This is a genomic window from Rhodobacter sp. JA431 (genome assembly GCF_900217725.1).
Classification (GTDB): Bacteria; Pseudomonadota; Alphaproteobacteria; order Rhodobacterales; family Rhodobacteraceae; genus Rhodobacter; species Rhodobacter aestuarii.
This window is the reverse complement of sequence record NZ_OBMP01000002.1, coordinates 80,071-97,192: the sequence shown is the minus strand read 5'-3', so window position 1 is coordinate 97,192 and position 17,122 is coordinate 80,071. Positions and strand designations below refer to the sequence as shown.

The 17,122-nt window shown below is 60.4% G+C and carries 17 protein-coding genes; 11 read left to right on the top strand and 6 right to left on the bottom strand.

Annotated features, from left to right (window positions below; genetic code table 11):
* Nucleotides 1-91: 91 nt before the first annotated feature.
* The gene (locus CRO18_RS04140; RefSeq protein WP_097081176.1) at nucleotides 92-1,678 is read left to right on the top strand and encodes an alpha-glucosidase; all 1,587 of its coding nucleotides are present in this window, start codon (nucleotides 92-94) and stop codon (nucleotides 1,676-1,678) included.
* A gap of 77 nt (nucleotides 1,679-1,755) precedes the next feature.
* Here CRO18_RS04140 and CRO18_RS04135 read toward each other — a convergent pair whose 3' ends face one another.
* A complete protein-coding gene (locus CRO18_RS04135) occupies nucleotides 1,756-2,802 on the bottom strand; it encodes a cell wall metabolism sensor histidine kinase WalK (RefSeq protein WP_097081175.1) in 1,047 nt (348 codons plus the stop codon).
* 166 nt (nucleotides 2,803-2,968) lie between these two features.
* On the opposite strand from CRO18_RS04135, the gene CRO18_RS04130 reads away from it, so the two are divergent.
* Entirely contained in the window at nucleotides 2,969-3,364 is a 396-nt protein-coding gene (locus CRO18_RS04130) for a hypothetical protein (protein ID WP_076483514.1), read from the top strand.
* Here CRO18_RS04130 and CRO18_RS04125 read toward each other — a convergent pair whose 3' ends face one another.
* From CRO18_RS04125 to CRO18_RS04115, 3 genes are read right to left on the bottom strand one after another with little or no spacing between them, the layout of a single operon-like run.
* Nucleotides 3,365-3,886, bottom strand: coding sequence for a gamma carbonic anhydrase family protein (locus CRO18_RS04125; RefSeq protein ID WP_097081174.1), 522 nt, complete (start codon nucleotides 3,884-3,886; stop codon nucleotides 3,365-3,367).
* Nucleotides 3,883-4,518 (bottom strand): guanylate kinase, encoded by a 636-nt coding sequence (gmk, locus tag CRO18_RS04120; RefSeq protein ID WP_170952583.1) that lies wholly within the window; start codon nucleotides 4,516-4,518, stop codon nucleotides 3,883-3,885. The genes CRO18_RS04125 and gmk overlap by 4 nt, the downstream gene beginning before the upstream one ends.
* A gap of 12 nt (nucleotides 4,519-4,530) precedes the next feature.
* Nucleotides 4,531-5,409, bottom strand: coding sequence for a YicC/YloC family endoribonuclease (locus CRO18_RS04115; protein ID WP_076483516.1), 879 nt, complete (start codon nucleotides 5,407-5,409; stop codon nucleotides 4,531-4,533).
* Between the two features lie 153 nt (nucleotides 5,410-5,562).
* On the opposite strand from CRO18_RS04115, the gene CRO18_RS04110 reads away from it, so the two are divergent.
* Nucleotides 5,563-6,369 (top strand): PAS domain-containing protein, encoded by an 807-nt coding sequence (locus tag CRO18_RS04110; RefSeq protein ID WP_249275988.1) that lies wholly within the window; start codon nucleotides 5,563-5,565, stop codon nucleotides 6,367-6,369.
* Nucleotides 6,370-6,453: 84 nt separating this feature from the next.
* Here the strand turns inward: CRO18_RS04110 and CRO18_RS04105 are convergent, their stop codons facing one another.
* Complete coding sequence (locus CRO18_RS04105) at nucleotides 6,454-7,830, bottom strand: class II 3-deoxy-7-phosphoheptulonate synthase (RefSeq protein ID WP_097081172.1); 1,377 nt, start codon at nucleotides 7,828-7,830, stop codon at nucleotides 6,454-6,456.
* Nucleotides 7,831-8,033: 203 nt separating this feature from the next.
* Here CRO18_RS04105 and CRO18_RS04100 point away from each other — a divergent pair, with 203 nt between their 5' ends.
* The 7 genes from CRO18_RS04100 (at nucleotide 8,034) to CRO18_RS04070 (ending at nucleotide 14,917) form a co-directional block, all read left to right on the top strand.
* The gene (locus tag CRO18_RS04100) at nucleotides 8,034-9,140 is read left to right on the top strand and encodes a GlxA family transcriptional regulator (RefSeq protein WP_076483518.1); all 1,107 of its coding nucleotides are present in this window, start codon (nucleotides 8,034-8,036) and stop codon (nucleotides 9,138-9,140) included.
* Between the two features lie 156 nt (nucleotides 9,141-9,296).
* The gene (locus CRO18_RS04095) at nucleotides 9,297-10,481 is read left to right on the top strand and encodes an ABC transporter substrate-binding protein (RefSeq protein ID WP_076483614.1); all 1,185 of its coding nucleotides are present in this window, start codon (nucleotides 9,297-9,299) and stop codon (nucleotides 10,479-10,481) included.
* A gap of 105 nt (nucleotides 10,482-10,586) precedes the next feature.
* Complete coding sequence (locus tag CRO18_RS04090; protein WP_097081171.1) at nucleotides 10,587-11,375, top strand: ABC transporter ATP-binding protein; 789 nt, start codon at nucleotides 10,587-10,589, stop codon at nucleotides 11,373-11,375.
* A 52-nt stretch (nucleotides 11,376-11,427) separates the two neighbouring features.
* On the top strand, nucleotides 11,428-12,132 hold the full coding sequence (locus CRO18_RS04085; protein ID WP_076483520.1) for an ABC transporter ATP-binding protein: 705 nt from the start codon (nucleotides 11,428-11,430) through the stop codon (nucleotides 12,130-12,132).
* A gap of 3 nt (nucleotides 12,133-12,135) precedes the next feature.
* Complete coding sequence (locus CRO18_RS04080) at nucleotides 12,136-12,564, top strand: hypothetical protein (RefSeq protein WP_076483521.1); 429 nt, start codon at nucleotides 12,136-12,138, stop codon at nucleotides 12,562-12,564.
* Nucleotides 12,564-13,571 carry a branched-chain amino acid ABC transporter permease gene (locus CRO18_RS04075; RefSeq protein WP_076483522.1) on the top strand — a complete coding sequence of 336 codons (1,008 nt, stop codon included), beginning with the start codon at nucleotides 12,564-12,566 and terminating at the stop codon, nucleotides 13,569-13,571. The genes CRO18_RS04080 and CRO18_RS04075 overlap by 1 nt, the downstream gene beginning before the upstream one ends.
* Nucleotides 13,568-14,917 carry a branched-chain amino acid ABC transporter permease gene (locus tag CRO18_RS04070; protein ID WP_097081170.1) on the top strand — a complete coding sequence of 450 codons (1,350 nt, stop codon included), beginning with the start codon at nucleotides 13,568-13,570 and terminating at the stop codon, nucleotides 14,915-14,917. Before CRO18_RS04075 ends, CRO18_RS04070 begins: the two co-directional genes overlap by 4 nt.
* Before the next feature lie 101 nt (nucleotides 14,918-15,018).
* Here the strand turns inward: CRO18_RS04070 and CRO18_RS04065 are convergent, their stop codons facing one another.
* Entirely contained in the window at nucleotides 15,019-15,273 is a 255-nt protein-coding gene (locus tag CRO18_RS04065) for a hypothetical protein (RefSeq protein ID WP_097081169.1), read from the bottom strand.
* A 183-nt stretch (nucleotides 15,274-15,456) separates the two neighbouring features.
* On the opposite strand from CRO18_RS04065, the gene guaA reads away from it, so the two are divergent.
* Complete coding sequence (gene guaA, locus CRO18_RS04060; protein WP_097081543.1) at nucleotides 15,457-17,013, top strand: glutamine-hydrolyzing GMP synthase; 1,557 nt, start codon at nucleotides 15,457-15,459, stop codon at nucleotides 17,011-17,013.
* Nucleotides 17,014-17,122: the final 109 nt, after the last annotated feature.

The following is a 17,122-nucleotide window of genomic DNA, read 5'->3' as shown; positions in this document are numbered from 1 at the left end:
GTCAAGCTGAACCCGCGTCTAACCCCCTCGGGTCATTGCCGCGGCGCGGAATAACCCTATGCTTGCCTCATATCTTTGCAGGGAGATGACGATGGGCAGCAATTGGTGGCGTGGTGCGGTGATCTACCAGATTTATCCGCGTTCTTTTCAAGATAGCGCCGGAAATGGCATCGGCGATCTGAAAGGCATCACCGCGCGGCTTGATCATGTGGCGCGTTTGGGCGCCGATTCGATCTGGCTCAGCCCCATTTTCACCTCGCCCATGGCCGATATGGGCTATGACGTGGCCGATTATCGCGACATTGACCCGGTTTTTGGCACTTTGGCCGATTTCGATGCTTTGGTGGCGCGCGCCCATGAACTGGGCCTCAAAGTGATCATTGATCAGGTGCTCAGCCATTCCTCCGACCGGCATCCGTGGTTTGCCGACAGCAAAAAAGGCGGCGCGAAGAAGGATTGGTATGTTTGGGCCGACCCAAAGCCAGATGGTTCACCCCCAAACAATTGGCAATCTGTGTTTGGCGGCTCGTCTTGGGAATGGGCGCCGGAACGCGGACAATATTACTTACACAACTTCCTGATCTCTCAGCCCGATCTCAATTTGCGCAATCCCGAGGTGCAAGATGAGATGCTGGATGTGCTGCGGTTCTGGCTCGAACGCGGCGTCGACGGCTTCCGGCTCGATACCGTCAATTATTATATGCATGACGATCAGCTGCGCGATAACCCCGCGATGGAACCGGATGTGGACCGTTGGCCCCCCGTTTCCACCTATGATATGCAAGACCATGAGTTCGATAAGAACCGCCCCGAAAACCTTGATTTCCTTGCACGAATGCGGTCCCTGCTAGATGAGTTCGACGACCGCTGCCTGGTTGGAGAAGTGGGCGAGGTGCCGCATCGCGCGCTTGAGATTATGAGCGCCTATACGGCGGGCGATGCGCATTTGCACATGGCCTATAGTTTCGACATGCTCGGGCCGAAATTCAGCCCCGATCACTTCAAAAACATGATTATGGGCTTCTTTAACGCTGCGCCCGATGGTTGGCCATCTTGGTCCTTTTCGAACCATGACGTGCAGCGCCATGTGACGCGATGGGCAAAATTCGGCGCGCCTGAGGCGGTTGCGAAACTCGCGATTTCGATGCTCGCCTCGTTCGAGGGAACGATCGGCATCTATCAAGGCGAAGAGCTGGGCCAAAGTGAAACCGATCTTCTTTACGAAGAGCTGACCGACCCGCCCGGCCTGCGGTTCTGGCCCGAGAACAAGGGCCGCGATGGCTGCCGCACGCCGATGGTCTGGGATGGCAGTGAAAATGCGGGCTTCAGCAGCGGCAAACCTTGGCTTCCGGTGAAGCCGCCGCAAGCCGCGCGCAATGTGGCCGCGCAGGAAAATGATCCCACCTCGGTGCTGTCCCATTACCACGACATGCTCGCCTTCCGTCGTGCGTCTGAGGCGCTGCGGGCCGGGCGTTCGACCTTCCTTGATCTGCCTGAGCCCGTGCTTGGCTTCACGCGCGACGCGGCTGGGGAAACGCTTACCTGCCTCTTCAACCTTGGCTCCGAGCCCGTGGATCTGCCCGGGATCACCGGCACGCCCACCGGCCCGGTGCTGGCGGCTGAAGTGACGAAAACAGGTGTGAAACTTGGGCCCAACGGCGCGATCTGGCTGCGCTGAAACCCCACAAAAGCGTTACGCGGCGTATTCAACTGCGCCGCGTAACACCTTAAGAGTTCATGGTTTTGATCGACACCTTACTCCAATGGCAAGATCACGATAAAGCGGCTGCCCTGCCCTTTTTCGCTTTCCACGCGCATCCGCCCGCGGTGGCGCGAAATGATGTGTTTCACAATCGCCAGCCCTAGCCCGGTGCCGCCTTGTTCGCGCGAGCGGTGCGTGTCGATGCGGTAAAACCGTTCGGTGAGCCTTGGCAGGTGGATCGCCTCGATCCCCTCGCCCTTATCGGCCACGGTGACTTGCAGTGCCGGGCCGCGCAGCACCGGCTCATAGTCCAGCCGTGCCACATTCAACCGAACCTCGCCGCCCGCGCCGCCATATTTGATCGCATTCTCGATCAGATTGGTGAAGACCTGTGTCAACTGATCTGGGTCGCCGGGGATTTTAAGATCCGTGGTCAGCCCCTCGCGCAGCAGTGCCACCTGCCGCGCCTCGGCCACCGGGGCCAAGGCTTGCATCGCGCCGCGCAGCACCGTGCCCAGATCCACCTGCGCGGTCGGGCGGCGCCGTTCTTCGGATTCAACGCGGGAGAGCGACAGCAGATCGCCCACCAAACGGTTCATCCGCCCCGCCTCGCGCTCCATAATCGCCAAGAAACGGTCCCGTGCGACCGGGTCATCTTTCGCCGCGCCGCGCAATGTTTCCACAAAGCCCATCAGCGCGGTCAGCGGTGTGCGCAATTCATGGCTGACATTGGCCACGAAATCGCGCCGCATCGCCTCGGCATTCTCAACCGCGGTGATATCTTCAAAAGCGAGCAGCAAGGCCCCCTCGTCTTCGCCGCTGGGCTTGAGCGGGGCCACCGTGACCTGCACCAGACCCTCGCGCCCTGCCGGACCCAGCCGCAAGCGCACCTGTTGGCGCGCGCCGCCGCCCAACACGGTTTCCACCGCATCGACGAGCGCGGGTTGTCGCAAAACGGTCACCAATGCCCGATCTCTAAGCCCTTCGCCCAAAAGCGCCTCGGCCCCCGCATTGGCGTGCACCACACGCTGGGCGCGAGAAATGATCAATATTGGAAACGGAAGCACTTCCGCGAATGTGATTGTTGACGAATCCGGCAAATTCCGTTCCTTTTCGACCCACCCGACGCTTGACCCGCGTCAACTTCGGGGAAACCATAGACGCATTCAAGACTGTCTGCATCGGTAAGGGGGCTAAACCGATGCATCAAAGGCAGCAGAGGCTTAAAATAGGTGGAAGAATCCACCCCCGAAAACGGATGGAGCAATGCCCCCGCCTGTCGATGATTCGAACCGTAAGCCGCAACCTTTGGTTGCCGCGATGTCGCTGACAGGCCGCCGCATTTTGGTGGTGGACCCGTCACAGGCATTGCCGCGCGCTTTGCGCGGGGTCCAAGGGGCCTCAATTACCATTGCGCGGATGACGATGCTCTCGGAAGAGCTGATCTTGCGGGTCAGCCCCGACGTGGTCTTGGCGCCGCTCTTTAGCCCCGATCATGATATTCTGGATCTGGCCCGCACGCTGGACCGGGTGGGCTACAAAGGGCCACTGCGCGCCTATTCGCAACCGCTGCCCAACACCGCGATTGTGCGCGCGGAGGTGCAGCAGATTTGGGGGGATCGGGATTTTGAAATCCTGGAAATCCCCGCCAAGCCGCATTGATTAGGTAACGGGCACCAGCCCTTTGGCAAAGCGCACCGCATTTTCCCGGTAATGCGCGGCTGACTCGCGCAGCCGCGCTTGGGCTGCCTCATCAAGCTGCCGCACAATCTTGCCCGGCGCGCCCATCACCAAGCTGCCATCGGGGATTTCCTTCCCCTCGGTGATCAGCGCACCCGCGCCAATCAAACAGCCGCGCCCAATTTTGGCACCATTGAGCACTATCGCGCCCATGCCAATCAGCGAGCCTTCGCCAATAATGCAGCCATGCAGCATCGCTTTATGGCCAATCGTGCAATTCGCCCCAATCACCATCGGAAAACCCATATCCGTATGGCAGATCACGTTTTCTTGCACGTTGGCGCCCGCACCCACGCGAATTTCTTCATTGTCGCCGCGAAGCGTGCAGCCAAACCAGACCGAGGCGTTATCTTCCAAGACCACTTTGCCGATCAGATTCGCATCGGGAGCCACCCAAGCCCCCTGCCCCAAAATCGGCGTCACGCCATCAAGCGCATAGATCATCGTGCCTCAAACTCCCCGTTCAAGCCGCGCACAAAATCGGTCAGCCCCGGTTGGCGTACGGCGCGCGCGCGTTCGGCGCGCAAGATGGTGGTAATCTCTTCTTCGGCGACATCGACATCGCGGTTGATCACCACATAATCATATTCGCCCCAATGGCTGATCTCGTCACGGCTTTTTGCCATCCGGCCCGCGATCACCTCATCACTATCTTGGGCGCGGCCGCGCAGCCGGCTTTCAAGGTCCGCAATCGAGGGCGGGAGAATAAACACACTCACCACATCTTGCGCCAAAACCGAGCGGCGCACCTGTTGGCCGCCTTGCCAGTCGATATCCAAGATCACGTCTCGGCCCTCGGCCAAGCGCGCCTCCACCGGGCCGCGCGGCGTGCCGTAAAGATTGCCGAACACCTCGGCATGTTCGAGCATTTCGCCTGCGGCTGCCATCGCCTCAAACTCTGGGCGCGTTTTGAAAAAGTAGTCGCGCCCATCCACCTCGCCGGGGCGCGGCGCGCGGGTGGTGGCCGAAACGGAAAAGCTCATCGAGCCATCCCAAGCCATCAGCCTTTTGGCCAAGGTAGATTTGCCTGCGCCCGAGGGCGAGGAAAGAATGATCAAAAGGCCCCGGCGGCGCATCTCGGCCATGACTTACTCCACGTTTTGGATCTGCTCGCGCATCTGGTCGATGACATGTTTGAGGTCAAGGCCAATGGCCGTGAGTGCAGTCGAGCCCGACTTGGAACACAAAGTATTCGCTTCCCGCACGAATTCCTGTGTCAAGAAATCGAACTTGCGCCCCACGGGGCCATTTTCCTCCAACAGTCCCCGTGCAGCAGCCACATGCGCCCGCAAACGGTCAATCTCTTCGGTCACATCGGCCTTAACAGCGAGTAAAGCGAGCTCTTGTGCCACGCGCTGTGGGTCGGCGCCGGGGGCATCTTCCATCACACGGGCGAGCGCGGCGTGCAGATTTGTGGCCATTTCTGGGCGTCTGGCCTCCGCAACCTCTGCCGCCGAGTCGGTCAATTGGGCGATTCTGTCGAGTTGTGCCACAATTACGCCACAAAGCTGGCCGCCTTCCGCCGCGCGCATCGCGACAAAACTATCCAAAAGAGAGTCCAAATCAGCCAAGAGCAGTGTGCGCAAAGCCGCCGGATCGACCACTTCCGCCCCCCCTTGTTCGACCACGCCGCGCAGGCTCAGAAGGTCGCTTGCGCGGGTCGGGGCAAGGGTCACGCCATGGTTTGAAGCCGCCTCTTCCACCTGCCGCAATGCGGTCAGCGCGGCGCTTAAGGCGGGGTCTGACAGGCGCAGTTTTTCACTTCCACTTGTCGGCGTAAGCTTCAGATTTAGCTGAACATTCCCTCGCGTGGCCGCGCGCGACACGGCCGCGCGCACCTGCGCTTCCAATCCTTCCACCTCGGGCATGCGCAGCCGCAGATCGAGCCCTTTGCCATTCACCGAGCGGATTTCCCAACTCCAATCATAGCCCAGTCCAGAGCCGCTCAAGGAGGCGAATCCGGTCATCGAAAGGGGGCCGTTTTGCATGCGGGGGGAAGCGCTTGATTTAACCATTTAACGGTTTAGTTCTCCATAAGGCGGAAAAAAGGCGTATTAAGAGTTCAGTAAGGATTTCGCTCCCGGGGTCAACAGAAAGACCCGATTTGGCCGAAGGCAGGAGTGTTCAAGACGCGAAGGACCCCGGATGGTGACGGGGCACAGACCGGGGTGGATACGATGGACCGCGACTTCGACATTCAAGATAAAGTGGCCCGGCTCGGCGATACGGGTGTGAGCCGTCGTGTGGTGGCGCAGATGCGCGCCTACTGGGAAGGCCTGCGCAAGGGCCGTGATGTGCCTGCCCGCGCCGAAATCGACCCCCGTGGTTTGGAAAGCGCGCTGGAATATGCGTTCATCCTTGAGCGTGTGGCGCCCGGCATGGGCCGCTTCCGCCTCGCGGGGATGCATCTCAATGATCTGATGGGCATGGAAGTGCGCGGCATGCCGCTCACCGCCCTCTTCACGCCCGAAGGCCGCAAGCGCGTTGCCGATGCGACCGAGGCGGTTTTCTCGGGCCCGTCGGTGGCCGAACTGGTTCTGACCGCCGAAGCCGGGATCGGCAAACCCGCGATGACCGCGCGTTTGATCTTGCTGCCGATGAAATCGGACATGGGCGATGTGACCCGCATCCTTGGCTGCCTCGTGGCCGAAGGGGCTGGCATTGGCCGCACGCCGCGCCGCTTTGTGGTGGATGCGGTGCATGTTGAGCCGGTCAAACAAGGCCAGCCGACGCCCGCGAAAATGCCCTCGCCGGTGCGCCCGGAGGCGTTTGGCCTTGGTGCCCGCTTGCCGAAATTTGGCGCAGATGCGCCCAAGCCAGCCACCGCGCCGCAACCCTTCACCGCCGTGAAACCGGCGCGCCCGGCCTTTGCCGCCCGCACGCCCGAAGAGCGCCGCGCGATGTTCCGGGTTGTCACGAACGACTAAGATTTCCGCCTGGGTGGGGGAAATGAAAGAGCCCGGGCAATTGCCCGGGCTTTTTGTTGTTCTGCAATAAGTTGCAGGGCGGTGTTAAACCGCCGCCGCAGCCGATTTCTTCATCGCGCGACGGTCTTGCAACTCTTCGGCCACCAAGAAGGCCAGTTCCAGCGATTGGCTGGCGTTCAGGCGCGGGTCGCAAGCGGTGTGATAGCGGCTCGACAGATCTTCATCCGAGACAGCGCGCACGCCGCCGGTGCATTCGGTCACGTCTTTGCCGGTCATCTCGAAATGCACACCGCCCGGGATCGTACCCTCGGCTTTATGCACCGCGAAGAACTCGCGCACTTCGCGCAGCACGCTTTCAAACGGGCGGGTTTTGAAACCGCTGGCCGATTTGATCGTGTTGCCATGCATCGGGTCGCAAGACCAAACCACTTCCGCGCCCTCGGCCTCCACCGTGCGGATCAGGCGCGGCAGATGGTCTTCCACCTTGCCCGCGCCAAAGCGCGCGATCAGCGTCAGCCGCCCGGCTTCGTTTTCCGGGTTCAGCTTCGCCATCAAGACCTTAAGGTCTTCCTCGGTGGTCGAGGGGCCGCATTTCAGGCCGATCGGGTTTTGCACGCCGCGGCAGAATTCGACATGCGCGCCATCCACTTGACGGGTGCGGTCACCGATCCAAAGCATGTGGCCCGAGCCCGCCACCGGCAGCCCGGTGGTGCTGTCGATCCGGCACATCGCTTCTTCATATTCCAACAGCAGCGCTTCGTGACTGGTGTAAAAATCGACCGCCGCCAGTTCATGTGCGGTTTCCGAGGTCACGCCCGCAGCGGCCATGAATTCCATCGCATCGGAAATGCGCTCAGCCACTTCGCGGTAGCGCGCGGCTTCATCTTCATCGGTGAAGCCGGCGATCCAGCTTTGCACGCGGTGAATGTCGGCAAAGCCCCCGGTCGAGAAGGCGCGCAACAGGTTCAGCGAGGCTGCCGCTTGGGTGTAAGCGGTCAGCATCCGCGTCGGGTCGGGCGTGCGCGCGGCGGTGGTCGCTTCAAAACCGTTGATGATGTCACCGCGGTAGCTCGGGTATTCCACGCCGCCAATCATTTCAGTCGGCGCCGAACGCGGCTTGGCAAATTGCCCGGCCATCCGGCCCACCTTGATCACCGGCACTTTCGCGCCCCAAGTGAGCACGATGGCCATTTGCAGCATCACTTTGAACGTGTCGCGCAGGTTATCAGCCGAAAATTCGGTGAAGCTTTCGGCACAATCGCCGCCTTGCAGCAAGAAGGCCTCGCCCTTGGCGGCTTTGGCAAGGTCAGCCTTCAGCCGACGCGCTTCGCCCGCAAAGACCAAAGGCGGCAGATGTCCGAGTTGTGCCTCGACCGCAGAGACCGCCGCTTGATCCGGATAATCGGGCATCTGCACCCGCGGTTTCGCGCGCCAGTCCGATTTCATCCATGCCTTGGCCATGTCCCTCTCCCCTTCGAGGCTATCAGTCGGACGGCTTATAAAGCCCATAACCGCTAAGGCAAACTGCTTTTTGGGCCTTCTGCTGCCTTATTTTTAAGCAAAAAGCTGGCGCGGGGATAGAATTTCATCTAAGCTCCACACAGCGCTTGCGCGGCCCTCAATAGGTTGTATGGGTGCGCCAAACGACAAAAAGAGGTCGTAAAATGCGTCTTCCCTCAGCCGCGCCCCGTACCCACACCCGTCCTGCACCCTCGCAAGGCACCGTGCGCGTTGAAGCGCCCGAACGAAAACGGCGCTTTATATTCCTTTTGCTCGATCGGTTCACGCTGATGGCTTTTGCCAGCGCGATCGAACCTTTGCGGCTGGCCAATCAGGTTTCGGGCCACAAGCTTTACGATTGGAAGCTGGCCTCCGAAGATGGGAAAGAGGTCAACTGCTCGAACGGCACGTCGGTGCGCGTCGATATGGGCCTTGATGAGGTGACGCGCGACGACACCGTTTTGGTTTGTGGTGGCATTGATGTGGCCGAGGCCACCTCGAAGCCGATCCTGAACTGGCTGCGGCGCGAGGCGCGGCGCGGGGCCACGATGGGCGGGCTGTGCACCGGCACTTGGGCGGTGGCAAAAGCGGGCCTACTCGAAGGCAAACGCGCCACCATCCACTGGGAAAACCAAGACAGCTTCTTTGAAGATTTCGAAGGCGTTGACCTTTCAAAAGCGGTGTTCGTGATTGATGGCAACCGGCTCACTTCGGCGGGCGGGATCGCCTCAATTGACCTGATGCTCAAACTGATTGCGCGCGACCATGGCGAAGCGCTCGCCAATACGGTTGCCGATCAGCTCATTTATAACGCGATCCGCACCGACCAAGACAGCCAACGGCTGTCGATCCCAACGCGGATCGGGGTGCGCCATCCCAAACTTTCGCAAGTGATTGGCCGGATGGAGGCCAATATCGAAGAGCCGATCAGCCCGTCGAAGCTTGCCGAAGAGGTTGGCATGTCGACCCGGCAGCTGGAACGGCTGTTCCGGCGCTACCTCAACCGTTCGCCAAAGCGCTATTATATGGAAATCCGCCTGCAAAAGGCGCGTAACCTTTTGATGCAAACGGAAATGAGCGTGATCAACGTGGCGTTGGCCTGTGGCTTTGCCTCGCCCTCGCACTTCTCCAAATGCTATCGCGCGCATTACCGCACCACGCCCTATCGCGAGCGTGGCACCTCTGGGGCTGGTGCGCCCGAGGGCGAAGCCTTCGTGGATGGGCTGGAGATGGATCTGGGCGAGGACTTCTCGGACGATCTGCTGGACTAAGGCGAATGTTGGCTGACGTGGCGAAAACGCGCGTCTTTGCGGCGGTTTCAGGCGGAAACTTGACCAACTGGCCTATTTTCTTTTCCAGTTTCTGGTCCTAACCTGCGCCCCCAGAACATTCACCCAATAACGATGTTCCAATATGGGAGTGAACATATGAAGAAGCTTCTGATGGCCAGCGCCGCCCTCGCCCTGACGGCTGGCGGTGCTTTTGCCGAAGACATCAAACTTGGTATCTCGCTTGGCTTCACCGGCCCGCTGGAATCGATGTCGCCGGCAATGGCCGATGGCGCGGAACTGGCGATGGCGGAAGTGACCGCCTCGGGCAAATTCATGGGCGGCGCTTCTGTCACCCCGGTGCGCGGCGACAGCACCTGCATCGACTCGGCCGCCGCTTCGGCCACCGTTGAAAAACTGATCACGGCCGATGGCGTCAAAGGCATCGTTGGCGGCATGTGCTCGGGCGAAACCACGGCTTCTTTGCAAAACGTGGCCATGCCCAAAGGCATGGTGATGATCTCGCCCTCGGCCACCTCGCCCGCGCTGTCGACGTTGGATGACAACGGCCTCTTCTTCCGCACCTCGCCGTCTGATGCGCGTCAGTCGGAAGTGATGACCGATATCATCATGGAACACGGCATCAATTCGGTCGCCGTGACCTACACCAACAACGACTATGGCAAAGGCCTGGCCGACAGCTTCCAAGCGGCGTTTGAAGCCAAAGGCGGCACTGTCACCATCAACACCGCGCATGACGACGGCAAACCGGATTATTCGGCGGAAGTTGCGGCGCTTGCTTCGGCGGGTGGCGATGCGCTGGTGATCGCGGGCTATGTCGACCAAGGCGGCTCGGGGATCCTGCGCGGCGCGCTTGACACCGGTGCCTTCGAAACCTTCGTCTTCCCCGATGGGATGGTCGGCGGCGCGCTCGAAGAAAACTTCGGCCCGGAAGTGAACGGCTCGTTTGGCCAAATGCCCTCTTCGGAAGGCGAAGGCAAAGAGAAGTTCTTGGCTGCGGCTGAAGCCGCTGGCTTTGATGGCACCGGCGTCTATTCGGCGGAAGCCTATGACGCGGCGGCGCTGATCATGCTGGCGATGGCCGCTTCCAACAGCACCGACCCCAATGTTTACAAAGAGAAGGTGATGGATGTGGCGAACGCGCCGGGCACCCCGATCCTTCCGGGTGAACTGGGCAAAGCGCTGGATCTGATCGCGGCTGGCGAAGAGATCGACTACCAAGGCGCGACCTCGGTTGAGCTGATCGGCGCGGGCGAATCCGCTGGCACCTTCCGCGAAATCGAAGTCAAAGACGACAAAATCGAAACCGTCCGCTACCGCTAAGCGCGACAGCAAGACCGAAGCAGCCCGGAGCATTCCGGGCTGTTTCCTTTGAAAACAAGCCGAAAATGGCGCAAAGGGGCGGGCCACCGCCCACCAAGGGGAAACATGATCCGGGTCGAGAACCTGCACAAGCACTTCGGCGGCTTTCATGCTGTCGATGGTGCCTCGCTAGATATCGCCACCGGCTCGATCACCGGGTTGATCGGGCCGAATGGCGCGGGAAAATCCACGCTGTTCAACGTTATCGCCGGGGTGCACACACCCACCTCTGGCCGTGTGACGATGGATGGCGAGGACATCACAGGGCTAAAGCCGCACGAGTTGTTTCATAAGGGGCTGTTGCGCACGTTCCAGATTGCGCATGAATTCCCCACAATGACGGTGCGTGAAAACCTGATGATGGTGCCGGGGGGCCAATCGGGCGAGCATTTGTGGAAGGCGTGGTTTGGCCGGGGCCGGATCGCCGAAGAAGAAGCGGCGCTTCTAAAGAAAGCCGATGAAGTTCTTGATTTCTTGACGATTTCTCACCTCAAGAATGAGCGTGCAGGCAACCTTTCGGGCGGGCAGAAAAAGCTGTTGGAGCTGGGCCGCACGATGATGGTGGAAGCCAAGATCGTGTTTCTGGATGAAGTCGGCGCGGGGGTGAACCGCACCCTTCTCAACACGATTGGCGATGCGATTGTGCGGCTCAACAAAGAGCGCGGCTATACCTTCTGCGTGATCGAACATGACATGGATTTCATCGGTCGGCTGTGCGACCCGGTCATTGTGATGGCCGAGGGCAAGGTGCTCGCCCAAGGCAGCCCCGATACGATCATGCAAAATGAAGCGGTGATCGAGGCCTATTTGGGCCGCGGCCTGAAGAACAAGATCAAGGCGGGGGCATCGGCATGAGCGGCTTTTTCATGATCAAGCAAGGTGTCATGGGCTGTCGGGGGGCGGTGCAATGAGCTTTCTGGACGCTTCTGAAATGACGGGCGGTTATGGTGCCGCCGATATTTTGCACGGTTGCACGCTCAAGGTCGAAAAAGGCCAGATCGCGGTGATCGTCGGCCCCAATGGCGCGGGCAAATCGACCGCGATGAAAGCGGTCTTTGGCATGCTGAAGCTGCGCGGCGGCCATGTGAAGCTGGATGGCGAAGAGATTACCGGCCTGTCCCCGCAAGAGCGGGTGAAAAAGGGCATGGGCTTCGTGCCGCAGGTGAACAACGTCTTCCCGACCATGTCGGTCGAAGAAAACCTCGAAATGGGTGCCTTCATCCGCACCGACGATTTTCGGGACACGATGGAACAGGTCTATGAGCTGTTCCCGATCTTGCGCGAAAAACGCCACCAAAACGCGGGCGAGCTGTCCGGCGGGCAGCGCCAGCAAGTCGCCGTGGGCCGCGCGCTGATGACCAAGCCCAAACTCCTGATGCTGGATGAGCCGACTGCGGGTGTGTCTCCCATCGTGATGGACGAGCTTTTCGACCGCATCATCGAAGTGGCGCGGACCGGGATTTCGATTCTGATGGTGGAACAAAACGCCCGCCAAGCGCTGGAGATCGCCGATCAAGGCTATGTGCTGGTGCAAGGCGCGAACAAATACACCGATACCGGCGCGGCGCTGATGGCCGACCCGGAGGTGCGCCGCACCTTCTTGGGGGGCTGAGGCATGAAACAGCTTCTCGCCGCCTTGCCCTTGCTCTTGCCGCTGCAAGCGCAAGCCGCGCCGCAGGTGCAAGAACTCAGCTGCGCCTTCACGCAAGAATGCATTGATCTGCAAGCCTGCCACGACACCGGCGCTGTGATCCAACTGATCTATAACCCCGGCACCGATACTGCGATGATCCCGGCGGACCCAACCATGGTGCCGCCCGACCCGTTCACCGTGGCGGTGCAAGAGGAAACCGATAGCTTCAACGCGGTGCCGCTCACGGGTGGCAAGCTGCGCGGGCCGATGCAGGGCTTTATCGCCTTCAACAACGACGCGGTGCAGCGCTTGCTGACCATCGCGCCCGATGGCACGGCGCGCTACTCGGTGCATAAGCCGCTTGAGGCGATTGCATTTTATTACCAAGGCACCTGCGAAGAGGTGAAATGATGGACCTTCTCAACGCTTTCATCGCGGTGCTGAATTACGTCATCGTTCCGGCCACCGCTTATGGCGCGCAGCTCGCGCTGGGCGCGCTGGGCGTGACGCTGATCTATGGCATCTTGCGGTTTTCGAACTTCGCCCATGGCGACACAATGGCCTTTGGCACCGGGCTGACGATCTTGGTCACTTGGGGCTTGCAGGCGATGGGCATCAGCTTTGGCCCGCTGCCCACCGCGCTTTTGGCCCTGCCCTTTGGCATCGCGCTCACCGCGCTGTTTGTTCTGGGCACCGACCGGGTGGTTTACCGCTACTATCGCAAGGTGCGCGCCGCGCCGGTTTACATCACCATGGTCTCGGTCGGCGTGATGTTCGTGATGAACGGCCTCACCCGCGTGCTGATTGGCGTGGATGAAATCCGCTTTGCCGATGGCGAGCGCTTCTTGATTTCCGCGCGCGAGTTCAAAACCATCACCGGGCTGGCCGAGCCGCTCGCCATCCGCTCGACCCAAGCGATCACGCTGGTCACGGCGGGGCTGGTGGTTTGGGCGCTGTTTTGGTTCTTGGCCAAGACCCGCACCGGCAAATCCATGCGCGCCTATTCGGATAACGAAGATCTGGCGCTTTTGTCGGGCATCGACCCGAACAAAGTGGTGATGGTCACATGGATCATTGCAGCGGCGCTCGCCACAATCGCGGGCACGCTCTACGGCCTTGATAAATCCTTCAAGGCTTTCAACTACTTCCAGCTCCTTCTTCCGATCTTTGCAGCCGCCATCGTGGGCGGTTTGGGCAACCCTTTGGGCGCCATCGCAGGCGGCTTCGTGATTGCCTATTCGGAAGTGGCCGTCACCTATGCATGGAAGAAAGTGGCGATGTATCTGGTGCCCGGCTGGGAGCCCGAGGGGCTGCTGCAGCTTTTGTCCACCGAATACAAATTTGCCGTCAGCTTTGCGATCTTGATCATCGTGTTGCTGTTTAAGCCCACCGGGCTCTTCAAGGGGAAATCGGTATGAGCACGCATCAACCGGGGGCCGCGAAAGGCGGCAAATGGCGCGCGCCCGCCCTTTTTGGCGCATTGGCCGTTTTGTTCATTCTTGAGGGCACGGTATCAAATGCCATGTTCTCGGGCCATTGGGACAACGCTTTGGGTATCCTGCGCGTTGGGCTGATTTCGGCCATCCTCGCGCTGGGGATCAACATCCAATGGGGCTATGCGGGGCTTTTCAACGCCGGCGTCGTGGGCTTTTTGGCGCTTGGCGGGCTCGCCCCGGTGCTGGTGGCGATGCCGCCAACCGAAGGCGCGTTTGAAGCGGGCGGCTGGGGCATTTTGTTTGCCTTTGCCGTGGCGATTGTTACGCTGGTGATCGCGGTCGCGCTGCATCAAAAAATGACCGGCAAGGCCCGTGGCTGGGTTGTGGCGGCGGTTCTGGTCTTGGGCTTCTTCAGCTATCGCGCGCTCTTTGACCCGGCGGTTGAGGCCATTCAGGCGATCAACCCGGCCGCCACGGGCTATCTTGGCGGGCTGTCGCTGCCGACGCTGATTTCTTGGCCCGTGGGCATGGTGCTCGCAGCGGGGGCTGCGTGGATCGTTGGCAAAACCGCTTTGGGGCTGCGCTCTGATTACCTTTCCATTGCCACGCTCGGCATTGGCGAGATCATCGTCGCAATCTTGAAGAACGAAGAATGGCTCGCGCGCGGCGTGCTGAACGTCAACGGCATTCCCCGCCCGTGGCCGGTGCCCTATGAAACCGATCTGCAGCAAGATCCCGCCTTCATGGAACGCATGGCGAACCTTGGCACCGACCCGATGGTCGGTTCGACAGTGCTGGTGAAGCTGCTTTACGTGGCGCTTTTCGTCGGCGTGCTGGCAATGTTGATGTGGGCGGCACAGCTTGCGCTCAACTCGCCGTGGGGCCGAATGATGCGCGCGATCCGCGACAACGAAGTCGCCGCCAGCGCGATGGGCAAAAACGTCACCGGGCGGCATTTGCAGATTTTCATTTTGGGCTGTTCGGTGCTCGGCCTTGCGGGCGCGATGATGATCTCGCTCGATGGACAGATGACGCCCTCCAGCTACAACCCACTGCGCTACACCTTCCTGATTTGGGTGATGGTGATCGTGGGCGGCTCTGGCAACAACTGGGGCGCGGTTCTGGGCGGATTGCTGATCTGGTTCGTCTGGATCAAAGCGGGCGAATGGGGCCCGCTGATGATGGACCTTCTCGCCACGGGCCTTGGCGATGGCGCGGTGAAAGAGCACCTTCTGGACGCCGCCCCGCATATGCGGCTGGTGATCATGGGGGTGATCTTGCTTCTGGTGCTGCGCTTCAGCCCAAGGGGCCTGCTGCCGGAACGGTAAGCACGGGGGCGCTGCCCCCGGAACCCCCGGGGTATTTCCACAAAATCGAAGATCAAAAGGGGCGCCGCGCGGGCGCCCTTTTTATGTCTTGCTCAAGCGGGTTACCCATCACAGGCGCAGCCCGGTCCTTTGTGGCAAGTGTAGGAACGGCTGATGCAGCTATTTCCGCAAGCTTTGCCCTTGTGGCAATGTTTGCAGCAATAGGCCGAGACGGTGGGGGTGCCTTCGCGCTGCAAGACCGAAAGCGCGTGTTCTGCTTCGCTTTGCGGGGCATCGACCACGGGGCTTTCTTGTGCCGTGAGCGGGCTGGCCCAAACGAGGCTTGCGGCAAGTATGAAAACGGAAAAGCGCTTCAAATCAAGCTCCTAAATCGAGACTCAAAACAGAATGATCCGGTTCAGCTACACCTCGCTTTCGCGCGCAGCAACCCACCCCTCAGGTGTAGCCCTGCGGCGCTTCGCCCCGAGAACCCGCGCGCAAGCTGCCTACCCTGCCGCCCGCCTCTTGCTTTCATGCCCAACCCCGGCTATCGGGCTTGCATGACCCAGAATCAGCGCCTTCTCATCATCGACTTCGGCTCTCAGGTGACGCAGCTCATCGCGCGGCGTCTGCGCGAGTTGAATGTCTATTGCGAAATCCACCCCTATCAGAACGTCACCGATGCGTTCTTGGCCGATTTCGCGCCTCAAGCCATCATCTTCTCGGGCGGCCCGGATTCGGTCACTCGGGAAGGCTCGCCCCGTCCGCCCGCATCCGCCTTCACCCTTGGCGTGCCGATCCTTGGCATCTGCTACGGCCAGCAGGTGATGATGCAAGAGCTGGGCGGCTTGGTTGAAAGCGGCCACGGCACCGCCGAATTTGGCCGCGCTTTCGTGACCCCTTCGGACAAGAAGCTGCCGCTTCTGGAGGGCTGGTTCTCTGAGGGCACCGAGCAAGTCTGGATGAGCCATGGCGACCATGTGAGCCGCATTGCCCCGGGCTTTGAGGTTTATGGCACATCGCCCGGCGCGCCCTTTGCGATCACCGCCGATGTGAGCCGCAATTTCTATGCTGTACAGTTCCACCCCGAGGTGCATCACACCCCGCGTGGCGCGAAGCTTTATGAAAACTTCGTCCGGCTTGCGGGCTTTACGGGTGACTGGACGATGGCGGGCTACCGCCAGCAAGCGATCGAGCAAATCCGCGCGCAAGTGGGCGACGCCCATGTGATCTGCGGGCTTTCAGGCGGGGTGGATAGCTCTGTCACCGCGATCTTGCTGCATGAAGCGATTGGTGAGCAACTTACCTGCGTCTTCGTCGACCACGGGCTTTTGCGCTTGGGCGAAGCCGAGCAGGTCGTGTCGATGTTCCGCGACAATTACAACATCAAGCTGATTGCCGCGGATGAGAGCGATCTTTTCCTTGGCGCGCTTGAGGGCGTTTCGGACCCCGAGGTGAAGCGCAAAACGATTGGCAAGCTCTTCATCGACGTGTTCCAGAAATACGCCAATGAGATTGAGAATGCCGAGTTCTTGGCGCAAGGCACGCTCTACCCCGATGTGATTGAATCGGTTTCGTTCTCGGGCGGTCCTTCGGTGACGATCAAATCGCACCACAATGTGGGCGGTCTGCCGGAAAAAATGGGCCTCAAGCTGGTTGAGCCGCTGCGCGAACTCTTCAAAGACGAAGTCCGCGCGCTTGGCCGCGAACTCGGCCTGCCCGACAGCTTCATTGGCCGTCACCCCTTCCCGGGGCCGGGCCTTGCGATCCGCTGCCCGGGCGAAATCACCCGCGAAAAGCTCGAAATCCTGCGCAAGGCCGATGCGGTTTACATCGACCAAATCCGCAAGCACGGGCTTTATGACGAAATCTGGCAAGCCTTCGTGGCGATCTTGCCGGTGCGCACTGTGGGCGTGATGGGCGATGGCCGCACCTATGATTACGCCTGCGCTTTGCGCGCGGTGACCTCGGTCGATGGCATGACGGCGGATTACTACCCGTTTAGCCATGAATTCCTGGGTGAGACCGCGACGCGGATCATCAACGAGGTGAAGGGCATCAACCGGGTGACCTATGACATCACCTCGAAACCGCCCGGCACGATCGAGTGGGAATAAGCGCGAGCTATGCACCAAAGAGCAATAATCCTCTTTGGTGTACACTTTGACCTGAAGGGTCTGTTTCGAATTGCCCTGCATTGAGGCCCGAGTGATTGGGCCTCTTGCC